Raw genomic sequence first — 17,550 nt, forward strand, 5'->3', positions numbered from 1 at the left:
GCACTAGTCGATCCCCGAGCGCTCCACCCCCGCCACGATCCACCGCTGGAAGCACAGGAAGACGAGCAGCAGCGGCAGGACGGACACGACGGCGGCGACGAACAGCTCGTGCAGCCGCACGACCTGGGACGTGGTGAAGGACGACAGCGCGACCTGCACCGTCCAGGCGCGCTGGTCCTGCCCGATGACCAGCGGCCACAGGAAGGAGTTCCAGGCGCCGAGGAACACGATCGTCCCGACCGCCGCGAACACCGGCCGCGCGTTCGGCACGACCACCAGCCAGTACGTCCGCCAGTACCCGAGCCCGTCGACCTGCGCCGCGTCCTCCAGCTCCCGCGGGAAGCCGAGGAAGTACTGGCGGAAGACGAAGCAGGCGAACGCCGAGAACAGCGTCGGGACGATGAGCCCGCGGAGCGTGGAGATCCAGCCCAGCGACGACACCAGCACGAAGCTCGGTACGAAGGTGACGGCGGCCGGGACCAGGAGGGTGCCGAGGATGCCGTAGAAGACCTTGTTCGCGTGCCGGTAGGGGATGCGGGCGAGGCCGTACCCGGCGAGGGAGGCGAGCAGGAGCGTCCCGGCGGTGGTGGCCACGGCGATCAGCGCGGAGTTGACCAGGGACCGGGCGAAGGGCACGGACGGATCGGCGAACAGCTCCCGGACGTTGCCCCACCTCAACTCCCCCGGGAAGAAGGTCCATCGAGGCGAGGTGATGTCCTGCTCGCTCGCCAGCCCGTTGCGGACGAGCAGATAGAAGGGGATGAGGAAGAGCAGGGCGAGCGCGATCAGCAGCACCGCCCGCAGGGCCCGCCCGGCCCGCACCAGGGCGTCATCCATCGGCGTCCGTCCTTCCCAGCCGCAGCCACCGCGCCTGACCGACCGTGACGACCGCGATGATCAGCGCGAGGATCACCGCTCCCGCGCTGCCGAGCCCGAGGTTCTGCCCCTGCCCGAGCGCGGTGTAGTAGAGATAGACGAGCGGCGGCCGGGCGTACGGCGGATAGCCCCGGGCGTCGGAGAGCAGGTTGTAGAACTCGTCGAAGGCCTGGAAGGCGTTGATGACGAGCAGCAGCAGCACCGCGACCGAGGTGGCTCGCAGCTGCGGCAGGGTGATGTGCCGCAGCACCGTCCAGCCGGGCCGGGCCCCGTCCACGGCGGCCGCCTCGTAGAGCACCGGATCGATCCTCTGCAGCCCGGCCAGGAAGAGGATCATGTAGAAGCCGGCCTGGAGCCACAGCCGTACGGTGACGATGACCAGCCAGTACCAGGGCGGGTCGGTGGTGGACAGCCAGGCCACCGGATCGCCGCCGAACCAGTCCAGCACGGTGTTGGCCAGCCCGAACCGCACCCCGTTGAAGATCGACATCTTCCAGACCAGGGCCGCGACGACGTAGCTGCACGCGGCCGGGAGGAAGAAGACGGACCGGAAGAACGCGCGCGCCCGCCGGACCCGGTTGACCATGAGCGCGAGCGAGAGGGACAGCAGATAGGTGACGGGCACGATGAAGGCGGTGAAGACGAGGAACGTCTTCAGACTGCCGGTGAACGCGTCGTCCCGCAGCATCGCCGTGTAGTTGTCCAGACCGACGAAGTGCGTGGGCGTGACGGTGTTCTGCGCGTCGAAGAAGCTGAGGCCCACGCTCCACAGCAGCGGGACGTAGGTGAAGAGCGCGAGCCCGGCGGCGAACGGCCCGACGAACACCCAGAACCAGAGGACCCGGCGCCGCCTCACGACGTCCTCTTCACCCGGTCGAGCTCACCGGACACCTTCCGTACGACGGCCCGCAGTTCGCTCTCCGGGTCCGCGCCGCTCTTGATGATCCGGCTGAGCGCGTCCTGGTAGGCGGTCTGCGCGGCCGGTGTCCACAGCAGGGGCTGGGCGTACCCGTGCTCGGTGGCAAGGCGGACGGCGTCGGCGGCGGGACCGCTGTGGAGTTGCGTGGCCTTCTTGGCGAGGGAGATCCGGGCGGGGATGTGAAAGCCGTAGGAGAGGGCGAAGTCCTCCTGGTAGTCGGTCCGTTCGACCCACAGCCACTTCACGTACTCCCTGGCGGCCTCCCGGTGCCTGCTGCGGGCGCTGACGGCGGCGCCGTACGCCCCGACGGGCACGGTGGGCCTGCCCTGTCCGCCGTCCGCCGGGAAGGGCAACACCCCGAAATCGTCGCCCAGTTGCTGCTTGATCTGGGGCAGCGCCCACAGCCCGCACCACTGCATCGCGGTGAGGCCCTGGAGGAGGGCGGACGGGTCCGACCAGTCCGCGGGCGCGCCGAGGAGGAGGGACTTGTCGGCGTAGAGCCGGCGCAGCTTGCCGAGGGTGCGGGCGGCGGCCGGGTCGTCGAAGCCGGCCTTCCCCTCCTCGGTGACGAGCTCAAGTCCGGCGGCGTAGAGGGGAGTTCCCCCGAGGACACCGGCACCTCCGTCGTTGCCCAGGAAGAGGCCCTTGACCTTGCTGGTGGTGAGCGTGCGGGCGGCGTCCACGAGGGCGTCGAGCGTGGCGGGCGGCTGGACCCCGGCCGCCTTCAGCAGGCTCTTGCGGTAGTAGAGGAGCTGCATGTCGACGACCTGCGGGATGCCGTAGATCCTCCCCTTGTACGTCTTGGGCGTGAGCACGGCGGGGTTGAAGTCGTCCTTGACGCCGTCGAGCAGGTCGGTGAGGTCGACGACCTGTCCGCCCTGGATCTGGTCGAGTGTGGGCCCGTTGACCTCGAACACGTCGGGCCCGGAGTCGGTCAGCAGCGCGGCGGCGGTCTGCTGGTCGTAGTTCCCTGGCCGCCACTGCACGGTGACGTGCGCCTTCTTGTACGCGGCGGCGTACCGCTGCACGGCCTGCTGGGTGCCCGGCTCACCGTACTGGTGGTACCACTGGGACAGCGCCGCCCCCGAACCCCCGCCCCCGCGCCCGGTGTCGGATCCGCACGCGGCGAGTGCCCCCGCCCCGACTCCGGCCCCCGCGACCAGCAGTGCCCTGCGACTCATGGCCATCGTCCGTACCCCCTGACGTATCGGTGTCGGTCATCGATGCACGGCCCAACGATCAACCTTGCGCGATGATTACGAAAGGGGTGTTGCAGCCGTGTGTCACCGTGCGGGGGCACGGTGTCACGATCCCGGGCCGATTCCCGCCGCCGTCACCCAGCCCGGATCCCACCGGAATCACCCAGTTCGGCGGCCGCCGAAATCGCCCGGCCCGAGGCACAACTTTTCCGGGCCGCGACGCATCCAACACAGTGACCTTCATCCACCCGTTCGCCCGATGGAGGCGGATATGTCAGTTCACTGTCCGAACCCTCTGAAGCTCTTCCGGACGTCGCCGAGGCGCGGCGCGGCGGCCGTCCTCACCGCGGCCGTCGTGGGCCTGACGGCGGCGGGAGCGGCCTGGAGCGCGCCGGCGGCGGCACCGTCGGCCGCCAAGGCCCTGCGCACCTGCACGGCGAGCGACCTGCACCTCTCCATGGGCCGCAAGGAGGGGGCCGCCGGGTCGCTGTACTGGCCGGTGCGGTTCACCAACACGAGTACGGGCAGCTGTGCCCTGCGCGGATACCCGGGCGTCAGCGTCCTCGACACCGCTCACCACCAGCTCGGCCCGGCGGCCGCCCGCAGCGGCACCTCCTACCGCACGGTCGCCCTCGCCCCGGGCCACTCGGCCTCGGCGGTGCTGCGCACCACGAACGGCCCGGTGGGCGGCCCCTGCCTGCGCACCGGCTCCTACCTGCGCGTCTTTCCCCCGGCGTCCCGCACCCCGGTCCTGATACCGGCGTCGTGGACGACGTGCTCGGGGCTCTTCGAGGTGGGTCCGGTGAACACGGAGGGGGTGTTCTAGAGGGACGGCACCCGAAAACGCCGGAGAGGCGACACCCCCGCACAGGGTGTCGCCTCTCCTTCTCGTGCGCCGGGGCCGCCGCCGATCGGTGAGGGTCGGGGACCGACGGCGGCTCCGGGGTTCATACGGCCCCGGAGGGGTCAGCGGTGGTCGCTGCCCGCCGACTGCGTCGCCGCGCGGCCCGCCTCCAGGCGGGCGACCGGGATGCGGAACGGGGAGCAGGAGACGTAGTCCAGGCCGACCTCGTGGAAGAAGTGGACCGACTCCGGGTCGCCGCCGTGCTCGCCGCAGACGCCGAGCTTGAGGTCCGGGCGGGTGCGCCGGCCCGCTTCGGCCGCCAGCTTCACCAGGGAGCCCACGCCGTCCTTGTCGATCGTCTCGAACGGGGAGACGCCGAAGATGCCCTTCTCCAGGTAGGCCGTGAAGAACGAGGCCTCGACGTCGTCGCGGGAGAAGCCCCACACCGTCTGCGTCAGGTCGTTCGTGCCGAAGGAGAAGAACTCGGCCGCCTCCGCGATCTGGCCGGCGGTGAGCGCGGCGCGCGGCAGCTCGATCATGGTGCCGATCGCGAGCTTCAGCTCGGTGCCCGTCGCCGCCTCGACCTCGGCGATGACCTGGTCGGCCTCCTCGCGGACGATCTCCAGCTCCTGGACCGTGCCGACCAGCGGGATCATGATCTCGGCGCGCGGGTCGCCCTTGGCGTTCTTGCGCTCGGCCGCCGCTTCCGCGATCGCGCGGACCTGCATCGTGAACAGGCCGGGGATGACCAGGCCGAGGCGTACGCCGCGCAGGCCCAGCATCGGGTTCTGCTCGTGCAGGCGGTGGACGGCCTGGAGCAGGCGCAGTTCGTTCTCGTGGGGCTCCTGGCGGGACTCGGCCAGGGCCACCCGGACCGAGAGCTCGGTGATGTCCGGGAGGAACTCGTGCAGCGGCGGGTCCAGGAGGCGGACCGTCACCGGCAGGCCGTCCATCGCCGAGAACAGCTCGACGAAGTCCTGCTTCTGCAGCGGGAGAAGGGCCTTCAGGCTCTCCTCGCGCTCGGCCTCCGTGTCGGCCAGGATCAGACGCTCGACCAGCTCACGGCGGTCGCCGAGGAACATGTGCTCCGTGCGGCACAGGCCGATGCCCTGGGCGCCGAAGCGGCGGGCGCGCAGCGCGTCCTCGGCGTTGTCCGCGTTGGCGCGCACCCGCAGCCGGCGCTTGCGGTCGGCGAAGGCCATGATGCGGTGCACGGCCTCGACCAGCTCGTCGGCGTCGTGGGCACCCGCGTGCATGCGGCCCTCGAAGTACTCCACGACCGGGGACGGGACGACCGGGACCTCGCCGAGGTACACCTTGCCGCTCGAACCGTCGATGGAGATGAGGTCGCCCTCCTCCACGACCTGCCCGCCCGGCACCTTCATCCGGCGGCGCTTGGTGTCGACCTCCAGCTCCTCGGCACCGCAGACACAGGTCTTGCCCATGCCGCGGGCGACCACGGCCGCGTGCGAGGTCTTGCCGCCGCGGGAGGTGAGGATGCCCTCGGCCGCGATCATGCCGTCGAGGTCGTCGGGGTTGGTCTCCCGGCGGACCAGGATGACCTTCTCGCCCGAGCGCGACCACTTCACGGCGGTGTACGAGTCGAAGACGGCCTTGCCGACCGCCGCACCGGGCGAGGCGGCGATGCCGCGCGCGACCTGGGCGACCTTCGCCTGCTCGTCGAAGCGCGGGAACATCAGCTGGGCCAGCTGGGCGCCGGTGACGCGCTGGAGCGCCTCGGTCTCGTCGATCAGGCCCTGGTCCACCAGCTGCGTCGCGATGCGGAAGGCCGCGCCCGCCGTGCGCTTGCCGACCCGGGTCTGGAGCATCCACAGCTGACCGCGCTCGATGGTGAACTCGATGTCGCAGAGGTCCTTGTAGTGGTTCTCCAGGGTCTCCATGATCTGCATGAGCTGGTCGTACGACTTCTTGTCGATCGACTCCAGCTCCGCGAGCGGGACCGTGTTGCGGATGCCCGCGACGACGTCCTCGCCCTGGGCGTTCTGGAGGTAGTCGCCGTAGACGCCCTGGTGGCCGGAGGCGGGGTCACGCGTGAAGGCGACGCCGGTGCCGGAGTCGGGGCCGAGGTTGCCGAAGACCATCGAGCAGATGTTGACGGCCGTGCCGAGGTCGCCGGGGATGCGCTCCTGGCGGCGGTAGAGCTTGGCGCGGTCGGTGTTCCACGAGTTGAAGACCGCCTCGATGGCGAGGTCCATCTGTTCGCGCGGGTCCTGCGGGAAGTCCCGGCCGGCCTCCTTCTTGACGATCTTCTTGAAGGTGGTGACCAGCTTCTTCAGGTCGGCGGCCTCCAGGTCGGTGTCGACCGTGACCTTCTTGGCCTCCTTGGCCTTGTCGAGGGCCTCCTCGAAGAGCTCACCGTCGACGCCGAGGACGGTCTTGCCGAACATCTGGATCAGGCGGCGGTAGGAGTCCCAGGCGAAGCGGTCGTCGCCGGCCTGCTTGGCCAGGCCCTGCACCGACTTGTCGGACAGGCCGATGTTCAGGACCGTGTCCATCATGCCAGGCATGGAGAACTTGGCGCCCGAGCGGACGGAGACCAGCAGCGGGTTGTCCGGCTGGCCGAGCTTCTTGCCCATGTTCCGCTCAAGGGCGTCGAGGTGCGCACTCACCTCGTCACGCAGTGCCGCGGGCTCCTCGCCGCTCTCCAGGTAGACCTTGCAGGCCTCCGTGGTGATGGTGAAGCCGGGAGGGACCGGCAGACCGAGGTTGGTCATCTCGGCGAGGTTGGCGCCCTTGCCGCCGAGGAGGTCCTTGAGGTCCTTGTTGCCCTCGGTGAAGTCGTAAACGAACTTCGCTACGTGGGGTTCTTTGTTTTCCGACACGGGTCTCGACTCCTTGAGGCCACGGTGGCTGCCCTGACGGCGAGGAACATACCCAGATCGAAGGTTCCTGGGTACGTCTACTTGCGCGTCATGCGCCTGTAACCACCCGTCCGCCACCGGATCGAAAGTCAAAGCTTGGCAAGCCGGCACGGCCCGATGTGTTCACTTCTTGAAGGCAAGTACCCCTCAACACCGGGTCTATCGCTCAGATGAGCAGGGATCCCGCACGTCTGATTTCGATCGATGAACGATCAAGGGGTGGCACCGAGTGCCACCCCTTGGAGAAGTGCAGTCGCCCATGATTCGCTCATCTGAGCGCAACCCTTATCAAGGGTGGCGAGAATCACGCTGCCACAGCGGCCGGGATTTCACCATGCGGACCGTCGTCCGAGACCCGAAACGCGCCCGGAAACCCCTCGAAACCCCTCGTCACGCACCCGCCGGCAGCGGGCCTCACACCCCCAGCGCCAGCAGCCGCTCCTCCACCCGCTCCGGCGCGTAGAGGTGTTCCACGACCAGTGCCCCCGCTCCGATGAGCGCGGCCCGGTCGCCGAGCGCCGAGGTGACGACGTCCAGGTGGGCCGTGGAGCGGGGCAGCGCCCGCTGGTAGAGCAGCTCGCGCACGCCGGTGAGGAAGGGCGTGCCCGCCAGGTCGCCCGCGATCATCAGCACCCCGGGGTTGAGCAGGGTCACCACCGTCGCCAGCACGTCACCGACCAGGCGCCCGGCCTCCCGGGCCAGCGCCGCCGCCTCCGGGTGCCCGGCGGCCAGCAGGTCCCGTACGTCCGAGCCGGACGCGGCCGGGACGCCGGACTCCGCCAGCCGCCCCGCCACGGCACCCCCGCTCGCGACGGCGGCGAGACAGCCGTGGGAACCGCACCGGCACAACGCGTCCGCGCCGACCCGGATGTGCCCGATGTCCCCGGCGCCGCCGTCGATGCCCCGGTAGATCGAGCCGTCGACCACGACCCCGGCGCCGATCCCGGTGGACACCTTGACCAGGACGAACGCCCCGCAGTCGGCGTGTCCGGCGCGCTGCTCGCCGTACGCCATGAGGTTGGCGTCGTTGTCGACCAGGACCGGGACGGCGGCCGGGGCGCCGGCGCGGCCGCGGTGACCGGTGTGCTCCGCGAAGGCGCGCGAGAGACGGCCCCGTATGTCGTAGCCGTCCCAGCCCGGCATCATCGGCGGCTGCACCACCCGGCCGGTCTCGCTGTCCACCGGACCGGGTACCGCCAGCCCGATGCCGGCGACCTCCGTCGCCGTGTGCCCCGCCTTCTCCAGCAACGCGCCGAACCAGCGGCCGAGTTCACCGAGCACGGCTTCCGGCCCGTCCTCCACCACCAGCGTGCCCGCGTGCTCGGCGAGCAGTTCGCCGGTCAGGGACAGCACGGCCGCGCGGGCGTGCCGGGTGTCGAGGTCGGCGGCGAGGACGACGGCGTGGGAGCCGTCGAACTCCAGCGTGATGGAAGGGCGCCCGCCGAGCGGCGAGCCGACCGGGCCGCCGGCCCCCTCGCGCAGCCAGCCCGCCCGGAACAGCCGGTCCAGGCGCTGGCCGACCGTGGCCCGGGACAGCCCGGTGACCTGCTGGAGCGCGCCCCGCGTCACCGCCCGTCCGCTGCGCACCAGTTCGAGCAGGTCGCCGGCGCCGGCCTGGCCGCCGTTCGTCCTGACGGCTCTTCCCGGACGTCCGGTCATGCGCACCCCCTTGTGTTCCTCAACCCTGCATTACATAGTGGGTTTTGCGTGTTAAGTAGACGTAACCCTACGGTAGCCACAACCGAACCCGGCCGACCCGGCCGGGCGTTCTTCGTCTTCGGGGAGCCCCGAGTGGATCGCACTGCCCAGCTCACCACCCGCGCCACGGAGCACCCGATCGCATACGATCCCCCGGCCTCCGGCGACAGTCTGCACGTCAGGGCGGCCCGGGTACTGGCGGCGAACTGGACCGGGAACGCGACGGTCCCGTCCCGGAGCCTGTATCCGCACCAGTGGTCCTGGGACTCGGCGTTCATCGCCATCGGCCTGCGGCACGTCTCGCCGCTGCGGGCCCAGACCGAGCTGGAGACGCTGCTGGCCGCCCAGTGGGGCGACGGGCGCGTGCCGCACATCGTCTTCAACCCCTCCGTCCCGCTCGACGCCTACTTCCCGAGCCCCGACTTCTGGCGCTCCGCCACCGCCGGGCGCACCGCGGGCGCCCCGCGCACCGTACAGACCTCCGGGATCGTGCAGCCACCGGTCCACGCGCTCGCGGCCTGGCTGGTCCACCGCGCCGACCCGGTGCTCTCGCGCTCCCGCGGCTTCCTGGCCCGGGTGTACCCGCGCCTGGCCGCCTGGCACCGCTATCTGACGCACCGGCGCGACCGGGGCGGCGCAGGGCTCGTGTCGGTGGTCCACCCCTGGGAGCAGGGCATGGACAACAGCCCCTGCTGGGACGCCCCGCTGGCCCGGATCACCCCGGCCCCGGCCCGCACCTTCCGCCGGGCCGACCTCGACCACGGGGCGGCCGAGGACCGGCCGACGGATCTGGACTACGGGCGGTACGTGCGGCTGGCCGCGGACTACCGGGACGGCCGATATGCCGACGGGGAGGGCGAGTTCGCCGTCGAGGACCCCGCGTTCAACGCCCTGCTCATCGCCTCCGAGCACGCGCTCGCCCGGATCGCCGAGGAGCTGGGCGCGGCCGGCACCGCCCGCCGCGCGCGGGCCGAACGGCTGACGGCGGCGCTGGTGGAGCGGCTGTGGGACCCGGCGGCCGGCATGTTCCTGTGCCGGGACCTCATGGGCGGGCAGGGACTCGTCCGCGAGCGCAGCGTCTCCGGGCTGATCCCGCTCATGCTCCCCGGCCTGCCGCCCGAGATCGCCGCCACGCTCGTCCGCACCCTGCGCGGTCCGCACTTCGGATGCGGGGACGGGCCCGGCGACCGCACCCGGCTCGTGCCGAGCTACGACCTCCTCGGCGAGGCCTTCGACCCGCACCGGTACTGGCGCGGGCCCGCCTGGTTCAACACCGGCTGGCTGCTGGAGCGGGGCCTGCGCGCGCACGGGGAGCCGCGACTGGCCGACACCCTGCGGGCGGCCGTGCTGCACCTCGCCGACGCCACCGGCTTCGCGGAGTACGTCGATCCGCGCACCGGCGAGGCCTGCGGCGCGACCGGCTTCGGCTGGACCGCCGCACTCGCCCTGGACCTGTATCACGACGTGCAGGGCCAGCCCCGCCCCCAGCCGTACCAAGAGCTTGTCAAGGGCGCCCGCGAGGGCGTGTCCAGCGCGGTCACCGGCACGTTCGACACGAGTGACGAAGGAGGAGACCGGCGATGACGGACCGGCATCATCTGCTCGTGCACGGGGCGACGTTCGCCGCCGTGGGCGACCGGGGCGACATCAGCGGAGTGCGGGGCAGCGGCGCCCCGGACGGGTTGTTCGTACGGGACGCCCGGCACCTCAGCCGCTGGCAGCTCACCGTCGACGGCGCCGTGCCCGAGGTGCTCACCCCGGTCACCGAGGGGGACGCGGCCCGCTGCGTCCTGGTCCCGCGCGGCGGCCGCCGGGAACCCCCGGCGCACACCGTCTTCCGTCACCAGGCCGTCGGCGACAGCGCGTTCGTGGAGTCGCTGCGGGTCACCAGCAACCGCCCGGTGCCGACCACGGTCCGGCTCGCCCTCACCGTCGACGCCGACTTCACCGACCAGTTCGAACTCCGCTCCGACCACCGCACCTACGTCAAGCCCGGCGCCGTACGCTCCCGCGAAGTGACGGGCGACGGCATCGAGTTCACCTACCGGCGCGCCGAATGGACGTCCCGCACGGCGATCACGGCCGACCCGGCCCCCGACGCCGTGGAGGAGACCGGCACCGGCGCCCGCCGCCTGGTGTGGACCCTGGACCTGCCCGCGCACGGCACGAGCGAGCTGATGCTGCGCGTGATCGCCCGCCCGCACGGCGAGAAGCGGGCCGTCCGGGTGCCGCGCGACCCCGCCGCCGTGCACGAGCAACTCCAGGCGCGCGAAGCGGAGTTCATGGAGGGCGTGGCTTTCCCGACCGGCTGGCCGGAGCTGGCGGAGGCGTGCGCGCGCGGCCTCGCCGATCTGGCCGCGCTCCAGGTGCCGGCCGGCGGACCGGGCGGCGAGGAGCTGCGCGTCCCGGCCGGCGGGGCCCCCTGGTACCTCACGCTGATCGGCCGGGACGCCCTGCTCACCTCCCTGTTCGCGCTGCCGTACCGGCCCCGGCCGGCCGCAGCCACGCTGCTCGCCCTGGCCACGACCCAGGCGACCGGCTCCGCCGGCCCGTCGCGCGTCGCCCAGCCCGGCAAGATCGTGCACGAGGTGCGGCACGGCGAGCTGGCGCACTTCGGGCAGGTGCCGTTCGGGCGCTACTACGGCTCCGTCGACGCGACCCCGCTGTTCCTGGTCCTGCTCGGCGCGTACGTCGAGCAGACCGGGGACACGGACCTGGCCCGCGGCCTGGAGCGGCATGCCCGCGCCGCCGTCGGCTGGATGCTGGACCACGGCGGGCTGACCTCGCGCGGCTATCTCGTCTACCGCGCCGACGAGGGCGGCCTCGCCAACCAGAACTGGAAGGACTCCCCCGGCGCGATCTGCTGTGCCGACGGCACCCGGCCCACCGGCGCGGTGATGGCGGCGGGCGCGCAGGGGTACGCGTACGACGCGCTGCGCCGCACGGCGTGGGTGGCGCGGACGGTGTGGGGCGACGAGACGTACGCGGCGCTGCTGGAACAGGCGGCGGCCGATCTGCGGGACCGTTTCCAGCGGGACTTCTGGATGCCGGAGCACTCCTTCCCCGCGCTCGCGCTCGACGGGCGGGGCCGCCGCGTCGACGCGCTGGCCTCCGACGCCGGGCATCTGCTGTGGTCGGGGCTGCTGGACAAGGAGTACGGCGAGGCGGTCGGCCGCCGGCTGCTGGAGCCGGACTTCTTCTCCGGGTGGGGCGTGCGCACGGTGGCCGCGGGCCAGGCCGCGTACCACCCGCTGTCGTACCACCGGGGCTCCGTGTGGCCGCACGACAACGCGCTGATCACGCTGGGGCTGGCGCGGTACGGGCTGCACGACGAGGCCCGGACGGTGGCGCACGCGCTGGTCGACGCGGCGAGCACCGCCGGACACCGGCTGCCGGAGGTCCTGGCCGGGTACGGGCGGGACACGCATCCGGAGCCGGTGCCGTACCCGCACGCGTGTGTGCGGGAGTCGCGTTCGGCCGCGGCGCCGCTCGCGCTGCTGACGGCGGTGGGCGGGGTCTAGCCAGGGCGTTGGATTTGCCCGGTGTTTGCCCTGTGGCCTGAACAGGGGCCCGTGAGGGGCCGTACGAGACTGCGGTACAGGTCTCGCACGGAAGGACCTTCGGGTTGTCCCAGGACATGAGCACGCGCCAGGAAACCGGTACGGACGGGGAGACCGAGGCGCCGGACACCATCCCCGACGGAACTCCCGCGCGCTCTCCCCACCGCCCCCTCACGCTCAGGCTCAGGGCCCTGCCCCGGCCCTGGGCCGCGGTGCGGGCGCGGACGCGGCGGTGGCGGGCGGCGCATCCGGGCGCCGCGCGGGCGCTGTCCGGCACGGTCACCGTGCTGGCCGCGGTGCTCGTCGTCGTCGCCCTGGGGATGCCCAACTCCGTGGACCGGGTGCACACCTCGACGTTCGTGCGGATACCGGCGGAGGCCGTGATCGGGGCGGCGGTGATGATCGCGCTGCCGCGCCGGCCGCGGGTGGCGCTGGCCGTCGTGTCCGGGGTGGCGCTGGGCGCGATGACCGTGCTGAACGTGCTGGACATGGGGTTCAACCAGTACCTCGGCCGGGGCTTCAACGCCGTGCTCGACTGGAGCCTGTTCGGCGACGCGGAGTCGTACCTGGTGGACTCCTTCGGGCACACCGCCGCGGTGGCCGCCGTGGCCGCCGTGATCCTCCTCGTGCTGCTGGTCTTCGTGCTGCTGGCGCTGTCCATGGTGCGGCTGAGCAATCTGCTCGCCCGGCACCCCGGCCTCGCGACCCGGGGCACGCTGGTCGCCGGAGTCGTCTGGATCACCAGTTCCTCGCTCGGCCTGCAGATGTCCGGCATGCCGCTCGCCACCGACACCACCGCCACCGCGCTGAAGGACCAGGCCCACCGGATCTCGAACGCGATCAGGGACGAGGCGGCGTTCCGCAAGGTGGCGAAGGTCGACGCCTTCGGGAACACCCCGGGCAGCCAGCTGGTCCCGGACCTGCGCGGCAAGGACATGATCTTCACGTTCATCGAGAGCTACGGCCGCAGCGCCGTCGAGGACCCGATCATGGCCCCCGGCGTCGACGCGACCCTCGACGCCCGCACCAAGGCGCTGGCCCAGGCGGGCTTCCACGCCAAGAGCGGCTGGCTGACCTCGGCGACGTACGGCGGCAGCAGCTGGCTCGGCCACTCCACGACCATGTCGGGCCTGTGGATCAGCAACCAGCAGCGCTACCGCACGGTCATGGCGAGCGACCACATGAGCCTGACCGACGCGTTCAAGAAGACCGGCGACTTCGACACGGTCGGCGTCATGCCGGGCGTGCAGAAGGGCTGGCCGGAACAGAAGTGGTACGGCCTGGACAAGGTCTACAACGCCTTCCAGCTCGGCTACCAGGGACCGAAGTTCAGCTGGTCGACCATGCCGGACCAGTACACGCTCCAGCAGTTCCAGGACCGGGTGCACAGCAAGAAGCCGGCCGCCGGCAAGTCACGGATGTCGCTGCTCATCCTCACCTCCAGCCACACCCCCTGGGCGCCGATCCCCAAGATGGTCCCCTGGAACCAGCTGGGCGACGGCTCGGTCTTCGACTCCATCGAGAAGGCGGGCCACCCGTCCACCTACACCCTCACCGACGACACGCACACCAAGCAGGAGTACGGCAAGTCCGTCCAGTACACGGTGACGGCGCTGACCGAGTGGCTGGAACGGTACGGCACGAAGGACACCGTGCTGGTCTTCCTCGGCGACCACCAGCCGAACGCCCACGCCAGCGGCAACCACGCCAGCCGTGACGTGCCGGTCTCGATCGTCGCCAAGGACCCGAAGCTCCTCGACAGGATCACGAGCTGGAACTGGACCGACGGCCTGCGCCCCGCGCACAACGCCCCGGTGTGGAAGATGAGCGCCTTCCGCGACCGCTTCCTGACGGCGTTCGGCTCGACTCCGCACCCGAAGACGAACTGACCGAGGGGCCGTCAGCCGCCGGAGGTGTCGAGTTCGGCGTCCTCGCTGATCCCCGCGCAGTCGTACGGGTCCTTCAGCCAGCCGTCCGGCAGCACCACCCGGTTGTTGCCGGACGTACGGCCGCGGGGCCCGTCCGCGCCGGCCGGCCAGGGCTGGTCGAGGTCCAACTCGTCCAGTCCGGCCCGTAGTTCGGCGAGCGACGAGGTGATCGCGAGCCGCTTACGCATCTCCGAGCCGACCGCGAAGCCCTTCAGGTACCAGGCGACGTGCTTGCGGAAGTCGACCACGCCCTTGGACTCGTCACCGAGCCACTCGCCCAGCAGCGTCGCGTGCCGGACCATGACGTCGGCCACCTCCCGGAGCACCGGGCGGGCCAGATCGTCCAGGCGTCCCTCGAAGGCCGCCACCAGGTCCGCGAACAGCCACGGCCGCCCGAGGCACCCTCGCCCGACCACGACGCCGTCGCACCCGGTCTCGCGCACCATCCGCAGCGCGTCCTCGGCCGACCAGATGTCGCCGTTGCCGAGGACGGGGATCTCCGGGACGTGCTCCTTGAGGCGGGCGATGGCCTCCCAGTCCGCCGTGCCGCCGTAGTGCTGGGCGGCGGTGCGGCCGTGCAGCGCGATGGCCGTCACGCCCTCCTCGACGGCGATGCGGCCGGCGTCGAGGAAGGTGAGGTGGTCGTCGTCGATGCCCTTGCGCATCTTCATCGTGACGGGCAGGTCACCGGCCCCGCTCACGGCCTCCTTCAGGATCGCCCGCAGCAGGTTCCGCTTGTACGGCAGCGCCGAGCCGCCGCCCTTCCTGGTGACCTTGGGGACCGGGCAGCCGAAGTTCAGGTCGATGTGGTCGGCCAGGTCCTCCTCCGCGATCATGCGGACGGCCTTGCCGACGGTGGCCGGGTCGACGCCGTACAGCTGGATCGAGCGCGGCTGCTCGCTCGCGTCGAACCTGATCAGCTGCATGGTCTTCTCGTTGCGCTCGACCAGCGCCCGGGTCGTGATCATCTCGCTGACGAACAGCCCCTTGCCGCCGCTGAACTCCCTGCACAGCGTGCGGAAGGGCGCGTTCGTGATGCCCGCCATGGGTGCGAGCACGACCGGCGGCAGCACGGCGTGCGGGCCGATGGAGAGCGAGTGGGACATCAGACGACTCCGGAACAGGCGTACGGCGGTGACGGCAGAGGGCAAGAACCCATTGTCCCTCACTCCCCCGGCAGCCCGGCCGGCCGCTCCGGATCATGCAGCAGTCATTAGTTAGACGCACTATCGAAATCGGCGTACGATGGAACGCATGCCCGAGCTGAGCCCTCGCCGCCGTCTGCTCGTGCTCGCGATCTGCTGCATGAGCCTGCTCATCGTGAGTCTCGACAACACCGTCCTGAACGTGGCGCTGCCCTCCATGCAGCGCGAACTGCACGCCTCGACCTCCGGCCTCCAGTGGACGATCGACGCCTACACCCTGGTGCTCGCCTCGCTGCTGATGCTCGCGGGCTCGACGGCCGACCGGATCGGCCGCAAGAAGGTCTTCATGACCGGCCTGCTGGTCTTCACCGTCGGCTCCGTGCTCTGCTCGCTCGCGCCCAACCTCTCCCTGCTGATCGTGTTCCGCATGGTGCAGGCCGTCGGCGGCTCGATGCTCAACCCGGTCGCCATGTCGATCATCACCAACACCTTCACCGACGCCCGTGAGCGCGCCCGCGCGATCGGCGTGTGGGGCGCGGTGGTCGGCATATCCATGGCGGCCGGCCCGCTGGTCGGCGGGCTGCTGGTGCAGTCGGTGAGCTGGCGCTCGATCTTCTGGATCAACCTCCCGGTCGGCCTCGTCGCCCTCCTGCTCACGCTCCGCTTCGTCCCCGAGTCCCGCGCACCCAGGGCCCGCCGTCCCGACCCGGTCGGCCAGCTCCTGGTCATCGCCCTGTTCGGCTCGCTGACGTACGCGATCATCGAGGCGCCGGACTCCACCGCGTCCGTCGTCGCCCCCTTCGTGGCCGTCGCCGTCGTGGCCCTCCTGGCGCTGCTGTGGTACGAGCCCCGCCGCGACGAACCCCTCATCGATCTGCGCTTCTTCCGCTCGGCGCCGTTCAGCGGGGCCACCGTGATCGCGGTCGCCGCCTTCGCGGCGCTCGGCGGCTTCCTGTTCCTTTCGACGCTGTACCTCCAGAACGTCCGCGGCCTGGACGCCCTGCACGCGGGCCTGTGGATGCTCCCGATGGCGGCGCCCACCTTCCTGTGCGCGCCCCTGTCCGGCCGCCTGGTCGGCACCCGCGGCCCCCGCCTCCCGCTCCTGATCGCCGGTACGGCGATGACGGCGAGCGGCGTCCTGTTCGCGGCCTTCGACGCGCAGACCTCGAACGCCGGCCGCCTGCTCTGCTACGTCCTGTTCGGCATCGGCTTCGGCTTCGTGAACGCGCCGATCACCAACACCGCCGTGTCGGGCATGCCGCGCGCCCAGGCCGGGGTCGCCGCCGCCGTCGCCTCCACCAGCAGGCAGCTGGGCCAGACCCTCGGCGTCGCGGTGATCGGCGCCGTCCTGGCCTCCGGCATCGGCTCGGCCTCGTACCACCATGCCTTCGTCGCGGCGGCCCGCCCCGGCTGGTGGATCCTCACGGGGTGCGGACTGGCCGTCCTGGTCCTCGGCCTCCTCACCAGCGGCCGCTGGGCCCGCGCGACGGCGACCCGCACGGCGGAGAGCCTCCGGGCACCGGAGATCCGCCAGCCGGTGGGCACCTCCTAGAGCGGCCCGCCGACGGCCGGCAGCGGTTCGCGGGACAGCTCGTACAGCCTCTCCAGGCGCTCCCGGGTCTCCTCGTCCTTCGCCGTGTACATCACCATGCGGGCGCCCGCCTCGGGGCCCAGCCACAGGTCCGTGTGCACCAGCCGGAGGTGGCCGACGTAGGGGTTGTGGTACTCCTTGGTCTTCGTGCGGGCGCCGACCACCTCGTAACGCTCCCAGTGCTCGCAGAACGCGGGGGACGCCGCCTCCAGGCGCTTGAGGAGCATCTTCCAGGCCGGTTCGCCCAGGTGACCGGCGAGGGAGGCACGCAGCCGGGCGGCCATCAGCCGCTGGGTCTCCTCCAGGTGGACGACCGCCTCCTGCCACTCCTTGTTGGTGTACACGAGCAGCATGCAGTTGCGGTCCTCGGGCGGGATCGCGTCCAGGTCGCCGAGGAGGCGGCCGTAGGGGCGGTTGTAGGCGAGGATGTCGTACCGGCTGTTCTGGATGCAGGCCGGCAGCGGCTCCAGCCGGCGCAGCATCTCGCGCAGCGCCGGGGTGACGCTCGGGCAGCTCGCGGCGGGCGTCGGGTCGGTGGCACCGGCCAGCTGGAACAGATGGGCGCGCTCGCTGGCGTCCAGCATCAGGGTGCGGGCCAGGGCGTCCAGGACCTGCACGGAGACCTGGATGTTGCGGGCCTGTTCGAGCCACGTGTACCAGGTGACGCCGACCGCGGAGAGGTGCGCGACCTCCTCCCGGCGCAGTCCGGGCGTACGGCGCCGGGCCCCGCGGGGCAGGCCCACCTGCTCGGGGGTGATGCGCTCGCGACGGCTGCGCAGGAACGCGGCCAGCTCGTGCCGCCGGATCTCCGCGCCCCGGGCGGACTGCGCCGCGCCGTCCTGTGCCATGGTCGTCATGCGTCCAGGGTGCCGCCGGGCCGATCCTGTTGCCAGGTATTTCTTCTACCA

Annotated in this window: 12 protein-coding genes; 5 read left to right on the top strand and 7 right to left on the bottom strand. The window is 71.6% G+C overall.

Annotated features, from left to right (window positions below):
- Positions 1–3: 3 nt before the first annotated feature.
- From ACFC8N_RS01395 to ACFC8N_RS01405, 3 genes are read right to left on the bottom strand one after another with little or no spacing between them, the layout of a single operon-like run.
- On the bottom strand, positions 4–837 hold the full coding sequence (locus ACFC8N_RS01395; protein WP_356030963.1) for a carbohydrate ABC transporter permease: 834 nt from the start codon (positions 835–837) through the stop codon (positions 4–6).
- Positions 830–1,732 (bottom strand): sugar ABC transporter permease, encoded by a 903-nt coding sequence (locus ACFC8N_RS01400; protein WP_356030962.1) that lies wholly within the window; start codon positions 1,730–1,732, stop codon positions 830–832. The genes ACFC8N_RS01395 and ACFC8N_RS01400 overlap by 8 nt, the downstream gene beginning before the upstream one ends.
- Positions 1,729–2,982: an ABC transporter substrate-binding protein gene (locus tag ACFC8N_RS01405; RefSeq protein WP_376285313.1), complete on the bottom strand. Its 1,254-nt coding sequence runs from the start codon at positions 2,980–2,982 to the stop codon at positions 1,729–1,731. Before ACFC8N_RS01405 ends, ACFC8N_RS01400 begins: the two co-directional genes overlap by 4 nt.
- A 283-nt stretch (positions 2,983–3,265) precedes the next feature.
- On the opposite strand from ACFC8N_RS01405, the gene ACFC8N_RS01410 reads away from it, so the two are divergent.
- Positions 3,266–3,820: a DUF4232 domain-containing protein gene (locus ACFC8N_RS01410; protein WP_376285316.1), complete on the top strand. Its 555-nt coding sequence runs from the start codon at positions 3,266–3,268 to the stop codon at positions 3,818–3,820.
- 140 nt (positions 3,821–3,960) lie between these two features.
- On the opposite strand, the gene ppdK is transcribed toward ACFC8N_RS01410, so the two are convergent.
- Together ppdK and ACFC8N_RS01420 are read right to left on the bottom strand one after the other, a co-directional pair.
- Positions 3,961–6,681 carry a pyruvate, phosphate dikinase gene (gene ppdK, locus ACFC8N_RS01415; protein ID WP_376285319.1) on the bottom strand — a complete coding sequence of 907 codons (2,721 nt, stop codon included), beginning with the start codon at positions 6,679–6,681 and terminating at the stop codon, positions 3,961–3,963.
- Between the two features lie 453 nt (positions 6,682–7,134).
- The gene (locus ACFC8N_RS01420; RefSeq protein WP_376285322.1) at positions 7,135–8,379 is read right to left on the bottom strand and encodes an ROK family protein; all 1,245 of its coding nucleotides are present in this window, start codon (positions 8,377–8,379) and stop codon (positions 7,135–7,137) included.
- Positions 8,380–8,511: 132 nt separating this feature from the next.
- Between ACFC8N_RS01420 and ACFC8N_RS01425 the strand changes: the two genes are divergently transcribed.
- The 3 genes from ACFC8N_RS01425 (at position 8,512) to ACFC8N_RS01435 (ending at position 13,867) form a co-directional block, all read left to right on the top strand.
- On the top strand, positions 8,512–10,002 hold the full coding sequence (locus tag ACFC8N_RS01425; protein WP_356030941.1) for a hypothetical protein: 1,491 nt from the start codon (positions 8,512–8,514) through the stop codon (positions 10,000–10,002).
- The gene (locus tag ACFC8N_RS01430) at positions 9,999–11,939 is read left to right on the top strand and encodes a glycogen debranching N-terminal domain-containing protein (RefSeq protein ID WP_356030939.1); all 1,941 of its coding nucleotides are present in this window, start codon (positions 9,999–10,001) and stop codon (positions 11,937–11,939) included. Before ACFC8N_RS01425 ends, ACFC8N_RS01430 begins: the two co-directional genes overlap by 4 nt.
- Positions 11,940–12,055: 116 nt before the next feature.
- Positions 12,056–13,867 carry a CDP-alcohol phosphatidyltransferase gene (locus tag ACFC8N_RS01435; protein WP_376285326.1) on the top strand — a complete coding sequence of 604 codons (1,812 nt, stop codon included), beginning with the start codon at positions 12,056–12,058 and terminating at the stop codon, positions 13,865–13,867.
- A gap of 11 nt (positions 13,868–13,878) precedes the next feature.
- Here the strand turns inward: ACFC8N_RS01435 and dusB are convergent, their stop codons facing one another.
- On the bottom strand, positions 13,879–15,012 hold the full coding sequence (gene dusB, locus ACFC8N_RS01440) for a tRNA dihydrouridine synthase DusB (RefSeq protein ID WP_376286239.1): 1,134 nt from the start codon (positions 15,010–15,012) through the stop codon (positions 13,879–13,881).
- A 148-nt stretch (positions 15,013–15,160) separates the two neighbouring features.
- On the opposite strand from dusB, the gene ACFC8N_RS01445 reads away from it, so the two are divergent.
- Positions 15,161–16,603: an MFS transporter gene (locus ACFC8N_RS01445; protein WP_356030938.1), complete on the top strand. Its 1,443-nt coding sequence runs from the start codon at positions 15,161–15,163 to the stop codon at positions 16,601–16,603.
- Here the strand turns inward: ACFC8N_RS01445 and ACFC8N_RS01450 are convergent.
- On the bottom strand, positions 16,600–17,499 hold the full coding sequence (locus tag ACFC8N_RS01450; RefSeq protein ID WP_356030936.1) for a helix-turn-helix transcriptional regulator: 900 nt from the start codon (positions 17,497–17,499) through the stop codon (positions 16,600–16,602). The two genes, ACFC8N_RS01445 and ACFC8N_RS01450, sit on opposite strands and share 4 nt — an antisense overlap.
- Between the last annotated feature and the right edge of the window lie 51 nt (positions 17,500–17,550).

Source organism: Streptomyces sp. NPDC055966, from assembly GCF_042269865.1.
In the GTDB taxonomy this organism is placed as follows: Bacteria; Actinomycetota; Actinomycetes; order Streptomycetales; family Streptomycetaceae; genus Streptomyces.

Excerpts from the sequence above, each read along its gene's own strand:
- ACFC8N_RS01395 (WP_356030963.1), bottom strand. The coding sequence starts at position 837 with ATGGATGACGCCCTGGTGCGGGCCGGGCGGGCCCTGCGGGCGGTGCTG.
- ACFC8N_RS01405 (WP_376285313.1), bottom strand. The coding sequence starts at position 2,982 with ATGGCCATGAGTCGCAGGGCACTGCTGGTCGCGGGGGCCGGAGTCGGG.
- ACFC8N_RS01410 (WP_376285316.1), top strand. The coding sequence starts at position 3,266 with ATGTCAGTTCACTGTCCGAACCCTCTGAAGCTCTTCCGGACGTCGCCG.
- ACFC8N_RS01420 (WP_376285322.1), bottom strand. The coding sequence starts at position 8,379 with ATGACCGGACGTCCGGGAAGAGCCGTCAGGACGAACGGCGGCCAGGCC.
- ACFC8N_RS01430 (WP_356030939.1), top strand. The coding sequence starts at position 9,999 with ATGACGGACCGGCATCATCTGCTCGTGCACGGGGCGACGTTCGCCGCC.
- ACFC8N_RS01435 (WP_376285326.1), top strand. The coding sequence starts at position 12,056 with ATGAGCACGCGCCAGGAAACCGGTACGGACGGGGAGACCGAGGCGCCG.
- dusB (WP_376286239.1), bottom strand. The coding sequence starts at position 15,012 with ATGTCCCACTCGCTCTCCATCGGCCCGCACGCCGTGCTGCCGCCGGTC.
- ACFC8N_RS01445 (WP_356030938.1), top strand. The coding sequence starts at position 15,161 with ATGCCCGAGCTGAGCCCTCGCCGCCGTCTGCTCGTGCTCGCGATCTGC.
- ACFC8N_RS01450 (WP_356030936.1), bottom strand. The coding sequence starts at position 17,499 with ATGACGACCATGGCACAGGACGGCGCGGCGCAGTCCGCCCGGGGCGCG.